The sequence below is a fragment of the Clostridium sp. C8-1-8 genome (genome assembly GCF_009928445.1).
In the GTDB taxonomy this organism is placed as follows: domain Bacteria; phylum Bacillota; class Clostridia; order Clostridiales; family Clostridiaceae; genus Clostridium_AR.
Genome location: NZ_JAABNO010000002.1, coordinates 390121 through 411671, shown reverse-complemented (window position 1 = coordinate 411671; position 21551 = coordinate 390121). Strand labels below are relative to the sequence as shown.

General features: G+C 31.3%; 19 protein-coding genes and 3 tRNA genes. 3 read left to right on the top strand and 19 right to left on the bottom strand.

The annotated features are described in order from the left end of the window. Positions 1–252: 252 nt before the first annotated feature. The 5 genes from GXK57_RS03620 to GXK57_RS03600 all read right to left on the bottom strand — a co-directional run bounded on the left by GXK57_RS03620 (position 253) and on the right by GXK57_RS03600 (position 6184). Entirely contained in the window at positions 253–1281 is a 1029-nt protein-coding gene (locus GXK57_RS03620; RefSeq protein WP_160671530.1) for a LacI family DNA-binding transcriptional regulator, read from the bottom strand. Between the two features lie 268 nt (positions 1282–1549). Next, the gene (gene malQ, locus GXK57_RS03615) at positions 1550–3028 is read right to left on the bottom strand and encodes a 4-alpha-glucanotransferase (RefSeq protein ID WP_160671527.1); all 1479 of its coding nucleotides are present in this window, start codon (positions 3026–3028) and stop codon (positions 1550–1552) included. A 38-nt stretch (positions 3029–3066) separates the two neighbouring features. Further along, positions 3067–3900 carry a carbohydrate ABC transporter permease gene (locus GXK57_RS03610; RefSeq protein WP_160671524.1) on the bottom strand — a complete coding sequence of 278 codons (834 nt, stop codon included), beginning with the start codon at positions 3898–3900 and terminating at the stop codon, positions 3067–3069. After that, positions 3900–4742: a sugar ABC transporter permease gene (locus GXK57_RS03605; RefSeq protein ID WP_160671521.1), complete on the bottom strand. Its 843-nt coding sequence runs from the start codon at positions 4740–4742 to the stop codon at positions 3900–3902. Before GXK57_RS03605 ends, GXK57_RS03610 begins: the two co-directional genes overlap by 1 nt. A gap of 86 nt (positions 4743–4828) precedes the next feature. Next, positions 4829–6184 (bottom strand): ABC transporter substrate-binding protein, encoded by a 1356-nt coding sequence (locus GXK57_RS03600; RefSeq protein ID WP_160671518.1) that lies wholly within the window; start codon positions 6182–6184, stop codon positions 4829–4831. Positions 6185–7714: 1530 nt separating this feature from the next. Between GXK57_RS03600 and zupT the strand changes: the two genes are divergently transcribed. Next, entirely contained in the window at positions 7715–8509 is a 795-nt protein-coding gene (zupT, locus tag GXK57_RS03590; RefSeq protein WP_160671515.1) for a zinc transporter ZupT, read from the top strand. Between the two features lie 468 nt (positions 8510–8977). Beyond that, positions 8978–9496, top strand: coding sequence for a nitroreductase family protein (locus GXK57_RS03580; protein ID WP_160671512.1), 519 nt, complete (start codon positions 8978–8980; stop codon positions 9494–9496). A gap of 181 nt (positions 9497–9677) precedes the next feature. Here the strand turns inward: GXK57_RS03580 and GXK57_RS03575 are convergent, their stop codons facing one another. The 8 genes from GXK57_RS03575 to GXK57_RS03540 all read right to left on the bottom strand — a co-directional run bounded on the left by GXK57_RS03575 (position 9678) and on the right by GXK57_RS03540 (position 17297). Beyond that, complete coding sequence (locus GXK57_RS03575) at positions 9678–10679, bottom strand: Ig-like domain-containing protein (protein WP_160671509.1); 1002 nt, start codon at positions 10677–10679, stop codon at positions 9678–9680. Positions 10680–10736: 57 nt separating this feature from the next. Then, complete coding sequence (locus GXK57_RS03570; protein ID WP_160671506.1) at positions 10737–12185, bottom strand: HAMP domain-containing sensor histidine kinase; 1449 nt, start codon at positions 12183–12185, stop codon at positions 10737–10739. Next, positions 12169–12873, bottom strand: coding sequence for a response regulator transcription factor (locus GXK57_RS03565; protein WP_160671503.1), 705 nt, complete (start codon positions 12871–12873; stop codon positions 12169–12171). Before GXK57_RS03565 ends, GXK57_RS03570 begins: the two co-directional genes overlap by 17 nt. Before the next feature lie 544 nt (positions 12874–13417). After that, positions 13418–13954, bottom strand: coding sequence for a cysteine hydrolase family protein (locus tag GXK57_RS03560; protein WP_160671500.1), 537 nt, complete (start codon positions 13952–13954; stop codon positions 13418–13420). Positions 13955–14152: 198 nt separating this feature from the next. Beyond that, the gene (locus GXK57_RS03555) at positions 14153–14431 is read right to left on the bottom strand and encodes a metalloregulator ArsR/SmtB family transcription factor (protein ID WP_160671497.1); all 279 of its coding nucleotides are present in this window, start codon (positions 14429–14431) and stop codon (positions 14153–14155) included. Between the two features lie 250 nt (positions 14432–14681). Next, a complete protein-coding gene (locus GXK57_RS03550) occupies positions 14682–16328 on the bottom strand; it encodes an FAD-dependent oxidoreductase (RefSeq protein WP_160671494.1) in 1647 nt (548 codons plus the stop codon). A 35-nt stretch (positions 16329–16363) separates the two neighbouring features. Then, positions 16364–16684, bottom strand: coding sequence for a rhodanese-like domain-containing protein (locus GXK57_RS03545; RefSeq protein WP_160671491.1), 321 nt, complete (start codon positions 16682–16684; stop codon positions 16364–16366). Positions 16685–16922: 238 nt separating this feature from the next. After that, positions 16923–17297 carry a MerR family transcriptional regulator gene (locus GXK57_RS03540; protein WP_160671489.1) on the bottom strand — a complete coding sequence of 125 codons (375 nt, stop codon included), beginning with the start codon at positions 17295–17297 and terminating at the stop codon, positions 16923–16925. A gap of 310 nt (positions 17298–17607) precedes the next feature. Between GXK57_RS03540 and GXK57_RS03535 the strand changes: the two genes are divergently transcribed. Then, positions 17608–18582 carry an aldo/keto reductase family protein gene (locus GXK57_RS03535; RefSeq protein WP_160671486.1) on the top strand — a complete coding sequence of 325 codons (975 nt, stop codon included), beginning with the start codon at positions 17608–17610 and terminating at the stop codon, positions 18580–18582. A gap of 323 nt (positions 18583–18905) precedes the next feature. On the opposite strand, the gene GXK57_RS03530 is transcribed toward GXK57_RS03535, so the two are convergent. From GXK57_RS03530 to GXK57_RS03505, 6 genes are all read right to left on the bottom strand, one after another. Continuing rightward, a tRNA-Cys gene (locus GXK57_RS03530) sits at positions 18906–18980 on the bottom strand. A gap of 17 nt (positions 18981–18997) precedes the next feature. Then, a tRNA-Phe gene (locus GXK57_RS03525) sits at positions 18998–19073 on the bottom strand. Between the two features lie 3 nt (positions 19074–19076). Next, positions 19077–19153, bottom strand: a tRNA-Asp gene (locus GXK57_RS03520). Between the two features lie 59 nt (positions 19154–19212). Continuing rightward, the gene (gene hslO / locus GXK57_RS03515; protein ID WP_160671483.1) at positions 19213–20097 is read right to left on the bottom strand and encodes an Hsp33 family molecular chaperone HslO; all 885 of its coding nucleotides are present in this window, start codon (positions 20095–20097) and stop codon (positions 19213–19215) included. Between the two features lie 2 nt (positions 20098–20099). Beyond that, complete coding sequence (locus tag GXK57_RS03510; protein WP_160671480.1) at positions 20100–20849, bottom strand: class I SAM-dependent methyltransferase; 750 nt, start codon at positions 20847–20849, stop codon at positions 20100–20102. A 101-nt stretch (positions 20850–20950) separates the two neighbouring features. Further along, positions 20951–21202: a small, acid-soluble spore protein, alpha/beta type gene (locus tag GXK57_RS03505; protein WP_160671477.1), complete on the bottom strand. Its 252-nt coding sequence runs from the start codon at positions 21200–21202 to the stop codon at positions 20951–20953. Positions 21203–21551 lie beyond the last annotated feature (349 nt).

The following is a 21551-nucleotide window of genomic DNA, read 5'->3' as shown; positions in this document are numbered from 1 at the left end:
TTATTTTTTACTGTTTACACTAAATCACTATTATACTACTTTGAATTTACTTAGTTTAGGTATCAAAATCTTTGTGTAACTAATCTTAACAGTAAAAAACAAACTGAAGCGACTTTTCTTCAGTTTGCTTTTTTGCGCATCTATCTATTGCGTTTTATCCAACTATTAATTTATACATGTCCCAAGTTCTTTCCTAACTAAGTATTGGAACATGTATAAATTAAGTTGAAATCAAATACTTTCATAATCTACCTATATTCTTCCTGTTGATTGACCTATAACAAGCTCTCCTTGAAAGGTCTTATGCTCTACCAACTTTTTCTTGCCTATAACATCAAACAATATCTTGATTGTCTCCTCTGCTATTTTTTCTACTGGCTGCCTAATGGTAGTAATTGATGGATTATAAAACTTAGCTAAATCAAGACCGTCAAAACCTGCTACAGAATAGTCCTTTGGTACATTTTTGCCATAATCAAAAATTGCCTTACAAGCACCTATGGCCATACTATCACATATAGCATAAACTGCTGTAAATTCTTTGCCGGAATCTAAAAGTTCCTTTGTTACAGCATATCCGTTGTCCATTGAATAACTTTCAAGACTAGCTTTCATTATACCAATTATATTTTTGTCAATTTCAATTCCATTATCCCTTAAGGCACTGACATAACCCCTAAATCTTAGTGTACCTATACTCTCATCATCTAATGGTGCAGTAATAATAGCAATCTTTTCATGACCTTGTTTACATAAATAATCTACGATTTTATAACTTTCTTTATAGTCATCTAAGGATACAGATGAACATAATGATTTGTCCAATTTCTCTACTGTTGCTATTGTACTAAGCACAAAAGGTACATTAAGCTGCCTTAACTTTTCATCAGGATGTGAAAAATGTCCACCTAAGAAAACTATTCCTTTCAGTTTTTTTTCTTTTATTAGTTCAATAGCTATGTCCACTTCATCCTCTCTATCATCAACATGTTGAAGTATGAAGGAATATTTCTTTTCCTTGATCTTCTTTTCAAATATCTTTATCATGTTGCTAAAAAATGGATTTGTTATTCCTTTTATCAATACAGCTATAGCTTTAGAATCAGTTCTTTTAAGATTTCTCGCGCTATTATTGGGAATATAATTATTCTCTTTTATTACCTTCATAATCATTTCTTTAGTTTCTTCATTAATATCAGGGTGATTGTTTATGGCTCTAGAAACAGTGCTTACTCCGACTCCACATAATCTTGCAATATCTTTTATTGTAGTTATCTCCATCTTTCCCATCCTTCTCATTCCCTAAAAAAATACTAATCTATATTACAAATGCTAATTTTTTTAATATAACAATATTATAATAATAAAATTTTGTAAATGTAAATGTTTTAATGACGAATTTTAAAATATATTTCATATAAATGTAAAACAGTTGAAAATGAACTTAACGTTTTGTAAGAAACCTTCACACAAAATAAATTTAATAATCAATCTTTAAATGTAAATAGTTAAATTGAAATCCCCAATATTTCACTGGGGATTTCTCATATTACCTTCCATATAGTTTTACTATTCTTCTTATCTTTTCTACCAACTTATCAGTGAAATCCTCTTCTAATAATCTCCACTTCCAATTTTCACCCAAAGTAGAAGGTATGTTAATTCTTGCTTCAGCTCCAAGCCCTAGATAATCCTGAATTGGTATTATTACAAGATCCGAAACCGTTGAAAAGGCCAGCTTTATAAACTTCCAATGTACATCTTTGATTTTAGACTGATCTATATCTAAATATTCATTGGCTAAATCTCTATCCTCAACATTGATTCTGTTGTACCATTCTGTAATAGTCTCATTATCATGAGTTCCTGTGTAAACAACGCAATTTCTATCGTAATTGTGAGGCATGTAATCCCCAGCTTCTCTTGAATCGAATGCAAATTCTAATACCTTCATCCCAGGATATCCAGTTTTTCTTACTAATTCTAGCACAGTGTCAGTAAGGAAGCCTAAGTCTTCTGCTATTATATTAACATCGCCAAGTGCTTTTTTCACTGCATCAAAGATCTCATATCCAGGACCCTTTCTCCACTGTCCATGTTCAGCTGTTGGAGCTCCAAAAGGAACTGAATAATATTCATCAAAGCCTCTAAAATGATCTACACGCACAACATCATATAACTTGAAAGAATAAGCTATTCTTTTAATCCACCAATCGTATGAGGTCTTTTTGTGATACTCCCAATCATAAAGAGGATTGCCCCAAAGCTGTCCAGTAGCAGAAAACGCATCTGGTGGAACTCCAGCCACTGATATAGGTTTGCTTTCTTCATCAAATTGGAATAACTCTGGACTAGCCCAAGCATCTGCACTGTCAAAGGCAACATAAATAGGAATATCACCTATTATCTTTATGCCATTTTCATTGGCATAAGCTTTAAGCTTCAACCATTGCTTTATAAACATGAACTGCTGAAATTTATAAAACATTATTTCATCTTCAAATAATTTCTTTAGTGACTCTATGGTGGAAGACTTTCTTACTCTAAGGTCATCCTCCCATTCACTCCAGCTCTTCCCTCCGTTATGATTCTTAATGGCCATATAAAGCGAATAATCCTCTAACCAAAAAGAGTTTTCATTTATGAATTCTTTAAATTCTATGTTATTATTGATATTACTCCTATCATAGGCGATTTTTAGTGCCTTAAATCTTGAAAGGTATATCTTTTCGTAATCTATATATCTTTCATTGTCTCCAAAATCGAAAGCATCACATTCTTCTTCGGTTAAATAACCGGACTCAATTAATGCTTCTAAATCAATAAAATAAGGATTGCCAGCAAAAGTAGAAAATGATTGGTAAGGTGAATCACCGTAACCTGTTGGTCCTAAGGGCAATATCTGCCAATACTTCTGTCCTGCTGCTTTTAATCTATCGATAAATTTATACGCATTTTTTGAAAATGTTCCTATTCCATATTTTGAAGGTAGACTTGCAATTGGTAACAATATGCCGCTGGCCCTCATACTCTTCCTCCTTTTATACAGTATTTTTATTTTTTATTTTAACCCTTGACAGCACCTGCTGCAATACCCTTGATGATGTGCTTTTGACAAGCAAAATAGAATATTACTATTGGTACAATAGCTAAAACTAACATAGCCATCATAGCACCCATATCTATGGAACCATATCCGCCTTTTAAGTATTGTATTGCTATTGGGATAGTCTTATACTCATTACCAATTAGAAGATATGGCAGTAAATAATCATTCCATATCCACATAGCATTTAGTATCGCTACAGTTATTGATATTGGTTTTAATACCGGAAAAACAACCTTGAAATAAGTTTGAATAGGATTGCATCCATCTATTAAAGCAGCTTCTTCTATCTCTAAAGGAATAGACTTTACAAAACCAGAAAACATAAACACAGACAATCCTGATCCAAATCCAAGGTATATAACAATAATACCTATTGGATTATCTAAATGAAGCATATTAGCCATCTTAGTTGTAGTAAACATAACCATTTGAAATGGTACAATCATTGAAAAAACAAACAAGTAGTACATTGCCTTAGTCAATTTAGTTTTAACCCTAGTTATATACCAGCCTGTCATAGATGTAAATATTACTATCGCCCCAACTGAGAAAACTGTAATAAATAGTGAATATCCAAAGGCTTTTAAGAAGCCTGTCTTTTCAAGCCCACTTGTATAGTTTTCTAATGCTATAAAGGTTTTACTTGTAGGAAATACGAATGGAGTATCACTAATAAATAACTTTCCCTTAAAAGAATTCATTAGTACTATCAAAATGGGTATTATAAATGCTACCGCCAGAACAAATAATATTAGAGTTATTACACTATTCTTTAACTTTAAAGTTTTCATTAACTCTCAACCTCCTTATTCCTAGTAAATGCAAGCTGTGCAAATGCAAATACCCCTACTAACAAGAAGAACATCACTGCTTTAGCTTGGCCTATACCCTCTGAGCCTACAGACCCATAAAAAGTATTAAAGATATCTAAAGCCAACATAGCAGTTTTCTTTGCTGGTGCACCTGCAGTTAGTGCTAAGTTTTGGTCAAAGAGCTTGAACGAGTTAGATATTGTTAAAAACAAGCATATTGTAATAGAAGGCATTATCATAGGAATCTTTATACTTCTCAATATCTTGAAAGAATCTGCGCCGTCTATCTTTGCAGCTTCTATCAAATCCTCCGGAACATTTTGTATACCTGCGATATATATTATCATCATATATCCTATCATCTGCCAATTCATCAAAACAACTAGCCCCCAAAAACCATACTTTGGATCATAGGTCATAGTTACTCCGAATTTATATAATACACCGTTTATTATTAATTGCCATATATAACCTAGAACTATTCCACCTATTAGGTTTGGCATAAAGAAAGATGATCTCAGTATGTTTGAGCCTTTCAACCCTCTAGTAAGAAATAAAGCTAGAATAAAAGCAAATATATTTATGCTAAGCACTGAAATTACTGTAAACTTAGCTGTAAAAATCAATGCATTTAAAAAATCTTTATTATGAAACGCCTTCACATAGTTGCTAAGACCAACAAATTTAGAATTTGTTACAGTAGTAAACTCAGTGAAGGATAAGTACATTCCTAATATAAAGGGTACAAAAAAAGCTATTAAAAACGCTATTAATGTTGGAAGGGCAAAAATATGAAAATATTTTTTTAATATCTTTTCCACGTTATCTTCTCCTACTCTTAATTTTAAAATGGTGAGTCAGAGTTAAATCTCTAAGCTCACCATTAGTATTATTTATACTGCAATACCTACTTCTTATTTGCCTTTTCTGTTTGCCATGATTCCTTAACAGTTTTTACAACATCATCCCAAGACTTACTTCCTTGAGTATACTCTAATAATGCATCTCCAAAGGCATTCTTAAAGTTTTCACTTGGGAAGGCTGCAAATGACCAAGCTACGTTTGTTTTACCTTTAGCCATCCAGCTTAATACATCTTTAGCTAATGGATCTGATGGTTTTTCACTATCACTAAAAGTATTAAATGGGGCTATAAATCCTAAATCATTTGTTACATACTTCTTTCCTGTATCACTTGAGAACAACCATTCAAGAAAATCTTGAGATTCTTGTTGCTTTTCCTTTGATACTTTGCTGTTAATTGCAAAGAAGTTTTCTGTACCTATACATAGACCTTGATTATCTTCTCCACTAACTCCAGTATATATTGGTAAATACTTAACATCAGATTCTTTAACAGTATTACCGCTAACGCCTTTAATCTGTGCCCAAGCCCAGTTACCATTTTGAACCATCGCTGCATTACCTAAAGCAAAGTCAGACATGGAATCATCAACAGATTTAGTTCCCAATAACTTCTTATCTGTACATGAGTTGTTTATATATAAGTCAAAGATATTCTTAAAGTTATCTGAGTATTTAAAATCAACCTTGTCCGCTGCAAGACCAGCTAAAAGTGGGCTGTCATATTTAGTATTTTCTTTAAATTCATAATAGAAAGGTAAGTTAGCAAGGTGAGTCTGCCATCTCCATTGTTCTCCAGACTTTAAGGAAGTAGAAGCAAATACTCCTTTTATTCCTAACTGATCCTTATGTTTAGTCATGTCATCCACTACTTTTTTCAAGGTATCATAATTGGTTATCTCCGCTGTAGAGCTTATTGACACTGCTTTGTCAGAAAGTGCGAAGTACTTTTTCATGATTGCATCATTATAAATTATTCCGTAACCTTCTATAGCGTATGGAATTCCATAAACACCATCACCACTTTTTACTGCTAAGGTTTTATCAGTAAGAGTGCTGTATAACTTTGAATCTTTTAGATCTGAGCAGTAGTCCTTCCAATTTTGGTAACCTACTGGACCATTTATTTGGAAAATCGTTGGTGCATCAGATTTTGCTATTTCTGACTTTAAGGTTTGCTCATAAGTACCACTAGCAGCTGTAACAACCTTTACTTTGACACCCTTTTCCTTTTCATAATCCTTTGCAATTTTGTCATAAACTTGAGCAATTTCAGGTTTGAAATTTAAAAAGTAAATTTCCTTTGATGATGAAGATGATTTCCCCTTATCACCACATCCTGCTAGTATAGTGGAGCCTACGGCAACGCACATTACAAGAGCTAGCAATTTCTTTTTCATAATAAATCCCTCTCCCCTTATAATTTTTTAGAGTTTCATCAAATATAATTGATGTTTAGATAATTCAAGGATTCGGAACCGTTATCGGTACCGTTTCCAATCACTACAGTATTAATATATCACTATTTTTATACGTTTACAACCCATATAGTGGAATTAAAACCATTTTTTAACCAACTAATTTCATCATAATTTTCTATCCTCTAAAAAACGGTCTGTCTTTTTTTATTCACTGTTATAATTAAATTATTAAACTTCACAAAAAACTTTACTTAACCAAAGTTAAAACCGTACCTTTTAACTTGAGAAGATAATAGACATGGTTTTAAAAATAATATTTTCTAGAATAAAAACTCAATCAAATAATTACAATAAATATACTATTCCAAGCTTAAATCATCCCAAATTAAGTATTATGGCAGAGTAAATGCAATGTACTATTTATTTCTACTTATTAAACTGGAATTGTTCATAACGAAATTCTTTAACTTTATAATTCTCTTTTTTAATTCTTTTGCAATCTTTTTCCTCATCGGCTTTGGTCCACAGAAAAACACCTCTATAGCTTCCTCTTTATTCAAGTATTTGCCAATATGCTCAATTACTAAAAAACCACTCTTATAACTATCTAACAAATGTATTTTTACATTTTCTTAGTTCTACTCCCTTCTAATTCTTGTGCATACGGTACATCTGTATCATTGTTATAGGCATAGAAAAAATCTATGTTATATTCACTTGGAATATCAGATTGTAAAAAGCTTCTGAATGGAGTTATCCCAATTCCTCCTTCTCCCCATCTTTAAGGTTAGATCATGCCCCAGATTAGGATAATGGCTAAAATACTAAGATATTTGTGATATGCATAGTGTTTATCCAATCCATGAAATATCTTATCAATCAATCTATGTCTGCTTGATATATATTTTATCTAAGTAAAGACAACCAGAGCTATAGATACTATAAGCTGTGAGTATTATCTATTGGCATACATAGAACTTGCTAATCTTTCCAGAATCCAGCAAAGCCAAGTAATAATAAAACTTAGTAATATTAAGATTAATCCTAGACGTTTTTTCATCATATCCACCTTTTTAGATATTGTAAAAAATAATTTTTATTGAAATGACTATAGATAATTATTCTCAGCAACAGCTCTATTTATTTAATCCAATTACTTATACTGATACATCATTATAAGTAATACATTCAAATAAAGTAATTTTACGTTCAAAACAGCTATGATATTAATATTAAAATTATGTCCACTGACTTTTTTACACGTAAATATTCTTTACTACAATAACTTCTCATATATAGCCTTAGATTTAATTTCTACTCATAATCATGTAATAAAAATCATATTTATAAAATGTAGATATCAAATTAAATGCCTTTATTATGGACAAGTACTATATCTATAAGTTATTCAGATTAGTTATATTACACACAAAGTTGGACAAGTACCTTAATAAACTACCCAATTTTTAATGATGATTTATTTTTGTATATTTAAATGGAGGATATTTAATGAATAACATATTATTTGCTTTCAGTCTAAGTCTTTTAGCCGGACTATCTACTGGCATAGGAAGTGCTTTGGCATTCTTCACCAAAAAGACAAATACGAAGTTTTTATCCTTAAGCCTTGGATTTTCTGCAGGAGTCATGATATACGTCTCTATGGTCGAGATTTTTGTAAATGCTAAAGATTCCTTAACTTCTGAAATTGGTATAAAAGCTGGTTCTTGGCTCACAGTAATTTCGTTTTTTTGCGGAATGCTTCTTATATATCTTATTGATACCTTCATACCAAGCGAAGAAAGCACAGCTGCAGCCTATAACATTAAGTACAGTACTGGATACTCAGATATAAAGCTCCTAAGAATAGGTATCTTAACTGCACTTGCCATAGCAATCCACAATTTTCCTGAAGGCATCGCAACCTTCATTTCTGGGATACATAAACCTTCTATAGCAGTTCCAATTGCTGTTGCAATTGCTATACACAACATACCTGAAGGCATCTCAGTATCAGTACCCATATACTACGCTACAGGAGATAGAAAAAAGGCGTTTTTGTATTCTTTCATTTCTGGGCTTTCTGAGCCACTTGGTGCTATAATAGGATATTTTATACTTATGCCTTTTATAAATAATCTAACCTTTGGCATCATTTTCGCAGCAGTAGCTGGAATCATGGTATTTATATCACTAAACGAACTTCTTCCCGCTGCAAGGGATTATGGCGATGATAATCTCTACATATACGGACTTATTGGAGGAATGGCTGTAATGGCTATAAGCTTACTTTTATTCTTATAGATTAGCTTATAATAATAGAAATAAACACTCTATATCCATAATTATGATAAGTGTTTATATTTTATGGATGTACACATAGACATACACTCCAATACTTAAACTCAAAAGAAAGCTTTAGATAAATATGCTAATCTATATCTAAATGTATTTCAATATTAAGTAGTATATCTATACTACCCCTTAATAGAACTTATATTTTCAGAAATGTATAAATTAATAGTTGAGTTATAAATTATACAAGGGTTCCAACTTCAACTATTAAGTTATTCATGTAGCAAAAATCCTCAGAACCTGCGATTTTTGAACATGCATAACTTAAGTTTTTGTAATGGAACCCTATATACTTACCACTAAGTTAGTATGTAACAAAAATGTACATACTTACTTATTGTAATAAACTACTATATAATTCTCTAGTAGATAAACTATAATAAAAGTTTAAGCTATATTATTAAGAGGAGGTATTTTATGAGCTTTATTGAACTTGTAAAAGAAAGACATTCAGTAAGAAACTTTGATGAAAAAAAGGTAGAAAAAGAAAAACTTAATCTTATATTAGAAGCAGGAAGGTTAGCTCCAACAGCAGCAAACCTACAACCTCAAAGAATCTTAGTCATAGAAAGTGATGAGGCCGTTGCAAAATTAAAGGATTGTACCATTTTCTCTTTCAATGCTCCTATGGCCCTTATTGTATGCGCTGATAAAAACGAAGCTTGGAAACGTAAGTATGATGAAAAAATTCACACAGATATTGACGGAAGCATCGTCGCAACCCATATGATGCTTCAAGCTACTGAACTTGGCCTTGGAACCACTTGGGTTGGTCATTTTGATCCAGAAGCAGTAATAAAAGCGTTTAATATACCTGCAAACCTGGTTCCAGTATGCATCTTCCCATTAGGTTATCCAAGTGCCGATTCAAAGCCACACCCTAATCATGGAAAAAGAAACTCTCTTTCAGAGACTGTTTTTTATAACAAATTTTAATATAAAAAGTAACTAAAGAGAACTTTTTTTGCGCATTTTCCATTACTAATATAAATTAGTAAAGTATGGCAAGTAACATAATTTAATAAAGCAAGAAGGCCCTAAAATACTGCCTCGTATTTTAGGGCCTTCTTGCTTTATTCAAAACTTTACTCAAAAAATCTCATTAGTTACCATAAACTTATGGTACAAATTGTTCATCAGCAGAAATAATTATAGAATTCTCAGTATTTATCCAAAATATTTCTCTTTCTTTATGCTTGGCTATTCTGTCAGAAAAATCACTATAAGTGCACTGACTTAAGTTTCCGGTCCAATTGACGTAGTCATAATCTTTAAAAGTTGCCTTATTTGATATCTCATATACCTTCAGCTCTGTACTCTTGTTTCTTATATAATATCCATCTTCAGCATAATACTTGCCATCGCTTTCAAAAATAGCTTTCCCATCTTTTTTAGCTTCATCTGCTGCCTGTCTATCTTTGTAAAACTCTATTTCATCAAACTGAAGGTATCTCTTTCCATCCTTCTCATATACCGATTTAACATAGCCACATTTTCTTTCTCTTACTATTGGCTTTACTGTTAAAACTAATTTTACTGTTCTCTCATAATTACCTGCCACTACACCATCGAAGTTAAACTTTCCACTCTTACTAGTATCAACATTAGAATTATTCCAATTTACTGCTTGTTTAGTTTCTTCACCATTAATTTTTATATTTACTTCCTTGGGCAGAGTATAGTTCGTATCCGTATATACTGTATCTTGTAACACAGGCACCTCAAGCTTCCCTTGTATTTCCTTAAGAACTGACTTCATATTTTCTACATCAATGTTATTCTCTATTGCTAGTTTTACTATATAGTAAGCATCATCTAATCTATTCTTTTCAACATATCTATCCTTTATTTCTAAATAGGTACTTTTATTTCCTGTATCCAAAGCTATGGCACTTTCAAATACCTTCTTAGCATCCTCGTATTTCTTTTCTTGAAGATACTTACCTCCCTGTTCTATCTTTTCTTTTATCTCATTTTCTTCTGACTTTACTTGCTGACTCACATCTTTTGATACTACAATCTCTTTATCTTTTTTACTACACCCAATACATAGCACAGAAGCTGAAATGATTATAAAAAATATACCGCACATAGATTTTTTCAAGAAATTATTCATCATATTAACTCTCCTTTTCTTATCTTTAAGTTAATAATATCATTAAGTTTTTACCATCTTTCACAAACTTGTTTCCAAGTTATTGCCACTTAAAGGAAGTTCAATATTTGCAGTAATAATTTCTCCATTTTCTATACTAATCTTTCCATTGTGCATTTTTACTATTTCACTACATATATATAAACCAAGGCCTCTACTATCTTCTCTAACATCTGCCCCCTTAGTAAAAGGCTGAAAAATGTTATTATAGACCTCTCCAGGAATTACTTCTCCTTTATTCACTACCTCTATAATATAAAAGTTTTCTTTAATATAAGTTTTTATTAAAATAGGACTACTTCCCACAGAGTACTTTATTGCATTATCTAATATATTTATCAACAACTCTCTTATCTTGTTGATCCTGCCTGGAATTGTTCCTTCACTTACTTTTTGCTCTATCTCTAAAGAATACTTTTTAGCTTTAATACTCATGTCGTCACATATTTCACTTATAAGTAGCTTCATATCAATATCTTCAACATCCTCTTCTATAAAAGAAATTCCTTTAGAAATATCAATAAGTTCAAGAACAAGTGAATGTAACCTCTCGCTCTCTGAATATATTCTTTCTAACGCTCTATTCTTAAAATCTGGATCTGTAACTATACCTTCTAACAATAATTCAGCATATCCTGAAATTGCAGTTAGCGGTGTTTTTAATTCATGAGTAACGTTGTTAAAAAAATCTCGCCTAGCCTTTTCTAGTTTTTCAACCTTTTCCTTCTCATTTTTTATTGTATTTATTTGATTAAAAATCTTTTCTTTCATGTTTATGAACTCCATTGATAAGATACCTACCTCATCTTTAGAATTAACTTTTATATTAATGTCATAAATTCCTTCTCCAACTTTTTTCACTGCATTAGTTAAGTCAGATACTGGCTTTGTTATTTTAGCTGTGATTAAAAATGAAGTTGCAAGGATTATAACTAATATAATTATCTGAATAATAGTTATTGTGTTAATTGTATTTTTATATGTTACCAATATATCAGAGTAGCTTTTATTCAGGTAAATGATACCCAAATACCTACTGTTTATATAAACTGGGAATACCATATCACCTTGCACATTATCTTTGATATATTTAATTTTTACTACAGCCTCACCTTTTTTTGCATTTGCTATTAACTCGCTTTCTCCCCCCATGGATTCATTACTATCATCATTGTTAAGTATATTTCCTTGCATGTCCATAACCTTACTATTACTTTCATAGTTTAAAGAAATATATTTAGCTATATAGCTTGCATCATTCTTTAAAATATCATCATCTAATAGCTTATCATTTACCATTAGCCTATACTTTACATATTCTCTCGAACTTTTCATTATATCTTCCATGGATCTTGAAATGCTGTTTTCCATATTATAAACCAGCACTTGCCTTATCAATATATTTAAGATTAATGAAAAAGCAATCAAAATTATTGATATTGCTATTGTAATTTTAAATTTTATTTTCATCATAACCTCTCATTACATACCCAACCCCGAATACTGTTTCTATCAATGACTTACTGCTTTTATCATCCAACTTACTTCTAAGTCTTCTAACATGGACATCAACAGTTCTAAAATCACCTTCATAATCTAAGCCCCAAACTTTGTCTAGAAGTTCTTCTCTAGAAAATACTCTATTTCGATTCTTAACTAAAAACTCTAGCAAGTCATATTCTTGAGGCTTTAACTTTACCTCCGAGTCTACTTTAATTACAACCCTCGCTTCAATATCTATTTTTACAGATCCACTCAATTCAATGTATTTTGTATTACTAAAAGCTTTGTATCTTTCCACCCTTCTTAGTGCAACTTTAACCCTAGCCAATACTTCTTTTATATGAAAAGGTTTAGTTATATAATCATCTGCACCAAGTTCTAAACCTAAGACCTTATCGACTATATCGTTCCTAGCCGTTATCATTATTATTGGGATATAGAATTTTTTATTAACAAATTTACAGAGTTCAAAACCATTTTCATCTGGCAAATTTATATCAAGAAGGGTTACATCAGGAATAAAACTTTCTAATATCTTTCTAGCTTCTTTAGATGAAAAAGCACTCTTAACCTTATATCCATCAGCTATTAAAGCAGAAACCAATATATCATTAATTGATATTTCATCCTCTACAACCAATACTCTCAAGTCCATATTAATCGTTTTCCTCCATTATTCCTATTAAGTTTTGATTTTCATAATCTTTCATAATAAAAAATAGTAATACATAAAAAATTAAATCCATAATATACTTGGACATATTATTTCATTCTTTTTCAAATTTAAGTTTTAATAAATTTATTACTAGAAACTTTTAAATACTATAAAAAACTTCTTTAAAATAACATTAGTTTTGTAATTATAAAATAATTTTAAGGCTCAACTTTCTTTTAAAACTGTTTATACTGTCAATAGATCAATATTCTTATTTATATCGCCACATTTATTGTAACATAAATCAATTATAGCTAAATTATACCACCGTGCTATGTTTTTATAAAATATTAATTCAAGAAAACCATTATTTCAACCAAGGCATTAAATATATATCCAGTAAGTTATTATTCCTATAAAGTAAAAAAGCTCACTTAAATGAGCTTTTTTTGTGCATCTATCTTTATAAATGAATATCTAAAAAATCTAGCATGCCAATAAGTTTCAGGTTGCATTTAACTTCAATATGTTTCCAAACTAATCACTATAAAAATTCAATTTCATCAGTATACATGGACTTTACAAACCTTCCACCTAAAAGAGTATTGTGATGTTCCACTATCTTATCAGCAGTAAGTACTGGTCCATCAAAGGTAGAGTTAGCATCTCTTACTAGTACATTATCATGATATCCCTTGCTATATGCGGCTCTACAAGTAGTGTCTAAACAAAATTCTGTTTGCATCCCCATGATTATTAACTTCTTAATTCCCTTTTCCTCAAGAACTTGTTCAAGTCTAGTTTTATAAAAGGAATCCCAAGTAGTTTTTTCTACCACTGTTTCACTTGTTAGTGGTGCTATTCTAGGATGAATATGCCAAGTTGGTTTTGCTCTATTATATTCATCATCCTCCTCGCTTGTATGCTGTATAAAAATTACTGGAACATCAGACTTTCTTGCTTTTTCAAGCAAAAGCACTATGTTATCTAATACCTTTTCACCATTGTACAATGCTTGATCTTCATAAGAAAACATAGCAACTTGTACATCTACAATCAGAAGTGCTGTATCCTTGGACATCTTATTTCATTCCTCACTTTCAAATACTTTTTGTTAAATTACTAGTATATAATTGAAAACATCTTACTAATAACTTCTATATATGGATGTTTCCTTTGTAATAAAGTCTAATTATAGCACTTGTCTACTACTTAAAAAATATTAATTTAATAAAAATCCTATTAAAGCTCAAAGCTCTAATAGGATTTTTAATATATATTAGCAATAGTTATCTCTTAATACCTCAACAAGTTTACTTACCCTTTCATCTAAAATGAAATAGGTACATGTAAGTCCTTTTTTATTGTAATCAACTATTTTATGAGCCTTAAGCATAGCCAAGTGCTGAGAAATAGCTGACTGAGTCAAATTGCTAAGACTTTCATTAATTTCACTTACTGTCATTGGTTTTTCGATTAAATGACATACAATCATAAGCCTATTTTCATTTGAAAGCACCTTTAGCACTTCTGAAACCTCTTTAGCTTTATCAAGCATAGTTTACCGCCTCTCTTTTAGTTCAAATAAAAATCATTCCTTTGAACATATAACTCTTCACACTATTTATTAAATAATTCGATTTTCTATACTAATTTAGTGCCCAGTTAACATAATTTTTGAATCCAAGATTTAAGACCTTAACACTATAAGATTTTATATTAAATACAAAACCACTTATTTTTCAAGCTTCAAAAAAGCTCGCAGCTTAGAGAAAAATTTAAGTATTAATAATATAAACTTATAGTACCTATCTAGTTGCATACTCCATAAGCCTTATAGCTTTATACCCACCAGTTATATTTTTACACTTAAATCCATTTTGCTTCAATATTCGTTCGGCAATATAGGATCTAATTCCTACAGCACAATGAAGCCAATATTCCTTATCCTTATCTAATTCATTTAGTCTATTTCTAAGTTCATTAACATTTATACCTATGGAGTTTACTATTTTACCTAAAGCTCTTTCTTCTTCCGTTCTAACATCCAATACTATAATATTATCCTGTGGTTTTATCTTCTCTAATTCTCTTGGATGAACCAAATCACTCTTCCCAGTAAGATGGTTCTCTGCAACATAGCCCGCGAAGTTAACAGCATCCTTTGCAGATCCAAATGGAGGTGCATAAGATAGTTCAAGCTCAGTTAGATCATAAACTGTTCCTCCATATCTTATAGCAGTCGCTATAACATCAATTCTTTTATCTACACCTTCTCTTCCTACTGCCTGAGCTCCTAATATCTTTCCTTCATCATTAAAAATTAATTTTAATGTCATTTGCTGCGCTCCTGGATAATATCCTGCATGACTAAATGGATGAATTATTAATGAATGATGCGGTATATCAAGTCTCTCAAGAGTTCTCTCATTATTTCCAGTTGCTGCTAAAGCTAAATCGAATACCTTTATTACTGTGGTGCCCTGAGTATTTTTATATATTGACGGAATGCCTACTATATTATCTGCAATGATTCTTCCTTGTTTATTAGCAGGTCCTGCAAGTGGTATAGCGGTTTTATTTCCGTTTACAAAATCAATTACTTCTACAGCATCTCCACCAGCATATACCCCTTCTAGATTTGTCTCCATTGTACTATTGATTAATATATGACCTCTTTCACCTAATGCTATTCCTGAATCCTTCAAAAATTCAGTATCAGGACTAACTCCAATTGCAGAAATAACTATATCAGCCTTTATAGTATTCCCATTTTCAACCGTAGCTTCTATCCCATCTTCTATTTCCCTGAAACTAATTACTTTACTATTTAAGTTTAAGTTGACTTTATTTTTTTCCATAGCCATTTCAGCAGCTGCTACAATTTCGTCATCGAAAGGAGCCAATATATGTGATGCTGCTTCCACTAAAGTCACCTGCAGCTCCAACTTTTTAAGGTTCTCGGCCACTTCTATTCCTATATATCCTCCACCAACTACTATTACAGAATTTATCTCTTTTGTAATAGCCTTTAGCTTATCTGTATCTTGGACATTTCTTAAATAAAATATTTTTTCACTTTCTATTCCATTTATATTAGGCTTAAATGGTTTTGCTCCTGGTGCTAAAACTAAATAATCATAGTTTTCTTCATAATTACCTCTATCTTTAGAACTTATAACTACCTTCTTTGAATTACCATCAAGCTTAACCACTTCACTATTAACTCTCACGTCAATATTAAATCTATGCTTCATCAGCTCTGGAGTTGAAACTAAAAGCTCTTCTCTTTCTTCTATAACCCCACCGATATAGTAAGGCAATCCACAGTTTGCAAAAGATATGTACTCGCCTTTTTCAAATAGAACAATTTCTAAACTTTCATCTAACCTTCTAAGTCTTGCTGCAGCTGAAGCACCTGTTGCTACACCACCAACTATAATAACTTTACTCATATTATGTTCCCTCCAGGTTTTATTTGACACATAATTTATCTTTCTAATGGTCTTAAGTAAGAACCTGTTCCACCAGTTACATTTACAACTTTATAACCTTTAGTACTAAGCTCGCTACAAGCCTTGGCGCTTCTTCCTCCAGATTGACATATAATATGATATTCTTTTTCCTTCTCAAGATATTTCTCTGGATCCTTAAGAATAGTAGCCATAGGTATGTTCTTAGCATTTGGTACATGCCCTTCTTCATATTCATAGGGCTCTCTTATATCAATCAGATCTATCTTAGTAGCTATATCATCCACATCATGTATGCTTATTGCTTTAAAGTTGCCTCTCTTAATAAATGAAAACATAATAATACCTCCAAGTTTTTCACCAATATAATTTAGTATTTGTTGAAAGCGCAATTTTTATAAGTATATAAGTACCTTCTTATATACTTATATGTTATTTAGAAATAACTATTATGTCAATAGTTATTAATTCTAATTTTAAGCTTTTCTATTGGTGTATATAAAAGTTTAGCTTTATTATAAAAAGAAAGAAGCTAGTCCCAATTTAAAGCAAAATCGACTTAGCTTCTTATATTCTCTATCCATCAATATGAAATATTCCGATCTGCTTATAGTGATCCAATTTATAGTCTATAATTCCGAGACTATTGTTAAGTCTTTCAATTTGACTTAAAATATTCTCCTTATGTTTTTGTAGTATTTCTTTTCTTTCCTCACAGGTTTCTTCACCTTTTAGACACAGGTTCATAAATTCCTTGATCTCCCCCAATGACATTCCGCTATTCTTAAGACAGTTTATAAGTTCTATCCAGCAAATATCGTTTTCAGAATAATTTCTTATTCCAGAAGCACTTCTCTTTAAAAGTGGCATCAACCCTTCCCTATCATAGTATCTTAAGGTATGATCAGATAAATTGGTCCTCTGAGCCACTTGCTTTATTGTATAATTCATAATTCCCCCTCTTTCTTCATTAGGTATTGAAGTCATATATATAAATTTATACTTTAAAAACTTAATTCTATGTTTTCATTTCACTTAACCTTATGAATATCTACTTGCCTAAATAAAACAGCATTCCAAATTTAATTTAAACCAAAATTTCTGTGCAACACTAAAATCATTGAACACGAATTTAACCTTGCACTCACGAATTTAGTTTTTCATTTTACGGCAAATAATCTTATATACTCTTGACTTTGAGTTAACTCAAAGGTTTATATTTATTATATATTATATAGTTGGAAAGGTATAGGTGAATTTTATGAATTATAGAAAAGTAGGTAAATGGGGTTTAAAAGTGAGTGAAATTGCACTTGGTAGCTGGATGACAGATGTAAGTGGAGGTAATGCTGTAGATATTGCTAAAGATACGGTTAAACTAGCCTATGAAAACGGTATAAACTTCTTTGATTGTGCCGATGCTTATAGTGGTGGTGAAGCAGAAAAATTCTTAGGAAATATATTAAAGAACTTTGAAAGAAGTTCTTATGTAGTATCTAGCAAAGTATTTTTTCCAGTTGGTTCTGGACCCAATGATAGAGGTTTATCTAGAAAACATATATTTGAACAAATTGATAAATCTCTTAAAAATATGCAAACTGATTATCTTGATATGTATTTTTGCCACAGGTATGATGAAGAAACTCCCTTAGAAGAAACACTACAAGCTTTAAGTGATCTTGTTGAAAAGGGAAAAATACTTTATTACGGGGTAAGTGAATGGAGTCCTGTCCAAATTACAGAAGCACTTGGCATCATTAAAGCTATGGGTCTAAGACCAATGAATGTAATACAACCCCAATACAATATGATGGACAGATATATAGAAGACGAAATTATAGGTATTTGTGAGAAAAATGGCATAGGTATAGTTCCTTTTTCTCCACTGTCTCAAGGATTGCTCACAGGTAAATATAGAAAAGGTCAGCCTATTCCTGAAGGATCAAGAGCTACTCATCAAAGCGATAAGCAAATTAATAACTTATTAACTGAGGATAACCTTGATAAAGTTGAAAAGCTTTCAAAAATAGCTGATGACTTAGGAATTAGTCTCTCTGTTCTATCACTAGCTTGGACTCTTCGCAAGCCATCAATAAGCAGTCTAATCACAGGAGCTACAAAACCAGAGCAACTGAAAAGTAATATAAAAGCTAGTGGAGTCTCTCTTCCTTCAGACGCCTTAAATGAAATAGAAAATATTCTAAATTACCAACCATTTTCACGTAGAATAGGTTAATTTAAAAATAATACACCAGACATTTTATCTGGTGTATTATTCTATATGTCTTAGAATAAGATATTCCTACTTAAAACTATATATTTATATATGATAAAACTAACATTTAGTTTATACTTTAATAACTCTATTCTTAACTGGATAATATTTCTCATTAAAGAATATTGGTATCCCTTTTACCTTACAATTAATATCCGTCCTCACAATAAGGTAGTTTCCTGTGTAAATGGGGTCTAGGCGTTAATCTAGCATTTCCGATAATAGAATAAAAAATCCAAAATAAAAACTGTGATCTATCTAAAGATAAATCACAGTTTTTATTTTGGAGGCGCCACCCGGATTTGAACCGGGGCATAAAGGTTTTGCAGACCTTGACCTTACCGCTTGGCTATAGCGCCAAAAATGTTTAAATAAATGGTGGCCAGACCAGGAATCGAACCAGGGACACGAGGATTTTCAGTCCTCTGCTCTACCGACTGAGCTATCTAGCCACGTGGCGACTCAGAAGGGGCTCGAACCCTCGACCTCCGGCGTGACAGGCCGGCACTCTAACCAACTGAGCTACTGAGCCATATGCTTCTATCGTCCACGTATTATATTATATGAACTTTAGAAGACTTTGTCAACAAATTATTTTTTTAAAGTATTTATTAGTTCTCCAATTTGTTCATTAGTGAATAAATAACCTTTATTACAGAAATGACATTTTAGCTCTTCTTCTTTTCCTTCTTCATATATTTCAGTAAGATCTTTAAGACCAATACTTATAAATGCTCTTTCAACTTTCTCTCTTGAACAGTCACATTTATATAAAGGTTCTATGCTTTCATTTATTTTTAAATCCATTCCATCAAATATATATTCTAATATCTCTTCTATAGTCTTACCTTCAGTTATCATATTTGTTATAGGTGGTATCTCTTCCATTCTATAAGAAAGTAGATCTGCTAAAAGCTCATCTGCTCCAGGCATCATTTGAATTATAAAGCCACCTGCAGCTTTTATTGATAGGTCATTATTTACTAATACCCCAAGTGATACTGCAGATGGTGTTTGTTCTGAAGCAGTAAAGTAGTACGCAAGATCTTCAGCCACTTCCCCAGTATAAATAGGCACTTGTCCTACATAAGGATCTTTTAAGCCTAAGTCTTTTATTACCGTTAAGTTACCGTTTTTACCTATGGCTCCAGCAACATCTAATCTTCCATTAATGTTAAGAGGTAAATTAACAGCTGGATTACCTACATATCCTTTTACTGAGCAATCTGAATAGGCTGTCACAGTAACTCCTTTAGCCTCTCCCCCACCATTTATCTGAAGTGTAATTATTTCTTTTTCAGATTTTAACATTGCGCCCATTAAAGTTCCTGCTGTAAGCATTCTGCCAAAAGCAACTGCTGCTGTTGGGCTACATTCGTGAATTCTTGTTCCTTCATCCACTAAATTAGTAGTAATACCTGCTATTATTCTAACCATTCCATCTTTTGCCGTAGCTCTTATAATTTTATCTTCCATATTTAATTTACCTCCAAACATTTAAGTACATAAACTATTCTTTCACTATCTTCTTTTACATTGCTTTCTCTGTAACCATCATACTTACCTATTATATCAAAGCCACACTGTCCTAAGATGTCTTCAATGGTTTCTTCTTTATACGCTCTCTCTTCATGAATCTCTTCAAATCTTTCGTAAAGCTCTCCGTCTTTCACAAAGAAAGTTAAGCTCATCTCTACTATTTCCTCTTCAAAGATGTTCTCCCAAGCGTAAAATATATCTTCTGAATTGTATGTATAAATATTGTTTCCAAGTATCTCGCTAAGCTTATAATACGAATTTATATCAAATACAAAGATTCCGTCTTCACTCATATGCTTTTTTACTGAAAGAAAATAGTTTTTCAAATCTTCAATATCTAATATGTAGTTAGTCGAATCAAGGACGCAGGTTATAAGATTGAATTTTCTATTAAGAGCTAACTCAGTCATATCCTGACATACAATCTTACACTTCATTCTTTCTTCCCTGAACTTTTTATCAGCATTTATTAGCATACTTTCTGATGAGTCAACAAGGAATATATTTTTAAAATGCTTTCCTAGGATTGCGGCCACATTTCCTGTTCCACAGGCAAGATCTAAATAATAATCATAATTTATGTTATTATTTTTACATAAGTTAAGTACAAAATTACTTATATCATCATAATTTATATCTTCATATATCAGTTGATCATAAAGATTTGCAAATTTATTATAGCTGTCCATCTAATAATTATCCCCCAAACTAAATCTACTAATTAATATATTATTAAATTTCAGCTAAGTCAATGATATAAATATAATTACAACGGAAACTATACCAAATACTATCTTCTGCCTAAAATTTCATCATTACTAGGTATCTTCAGATTTTTCTTTCTCTTAGTCATAATACCACCTATTCTACCGGTCTCCTCTGCAGTTAGCCCTCCCCAGCCTTCTGAATCTACTTTATCTTTTAATCCAAGTTCTTCTGCAATTTCATATTTCATAGCTTCTCTAAGCTTTTCAGCTGCAGTTAGCTCCTTATTTGATTTTATTTTTGACTTTATAATTTTTTTTAATGGTGTCTTACTCATAAGAAATTCTCCTTTCTTATTTTTTTCTATTATTGCCATATCAATTTATTGATATACTGGACAAATATAGCTATAAATAGCTACATATTAAGTACATGAAAGTATTGTTCAAATTAAGTGGTTATTCAGGATTCCATATATGAACAACCTACTAGAATTGAATATCTGTTTTTTAAGCTGCTTAAAGTATATGATTATTAAACACTTAATTTCAGTGCAGCACTTTAATAGTCCCAGTAAATAACAAGTCCTAAAAAGATATATTCTTTATAACAAAATATACTTTTTAATATGAAGTGATACATATATATTATGCGAAAATTAAAATTTAAAATTCAAAAAATTTCAT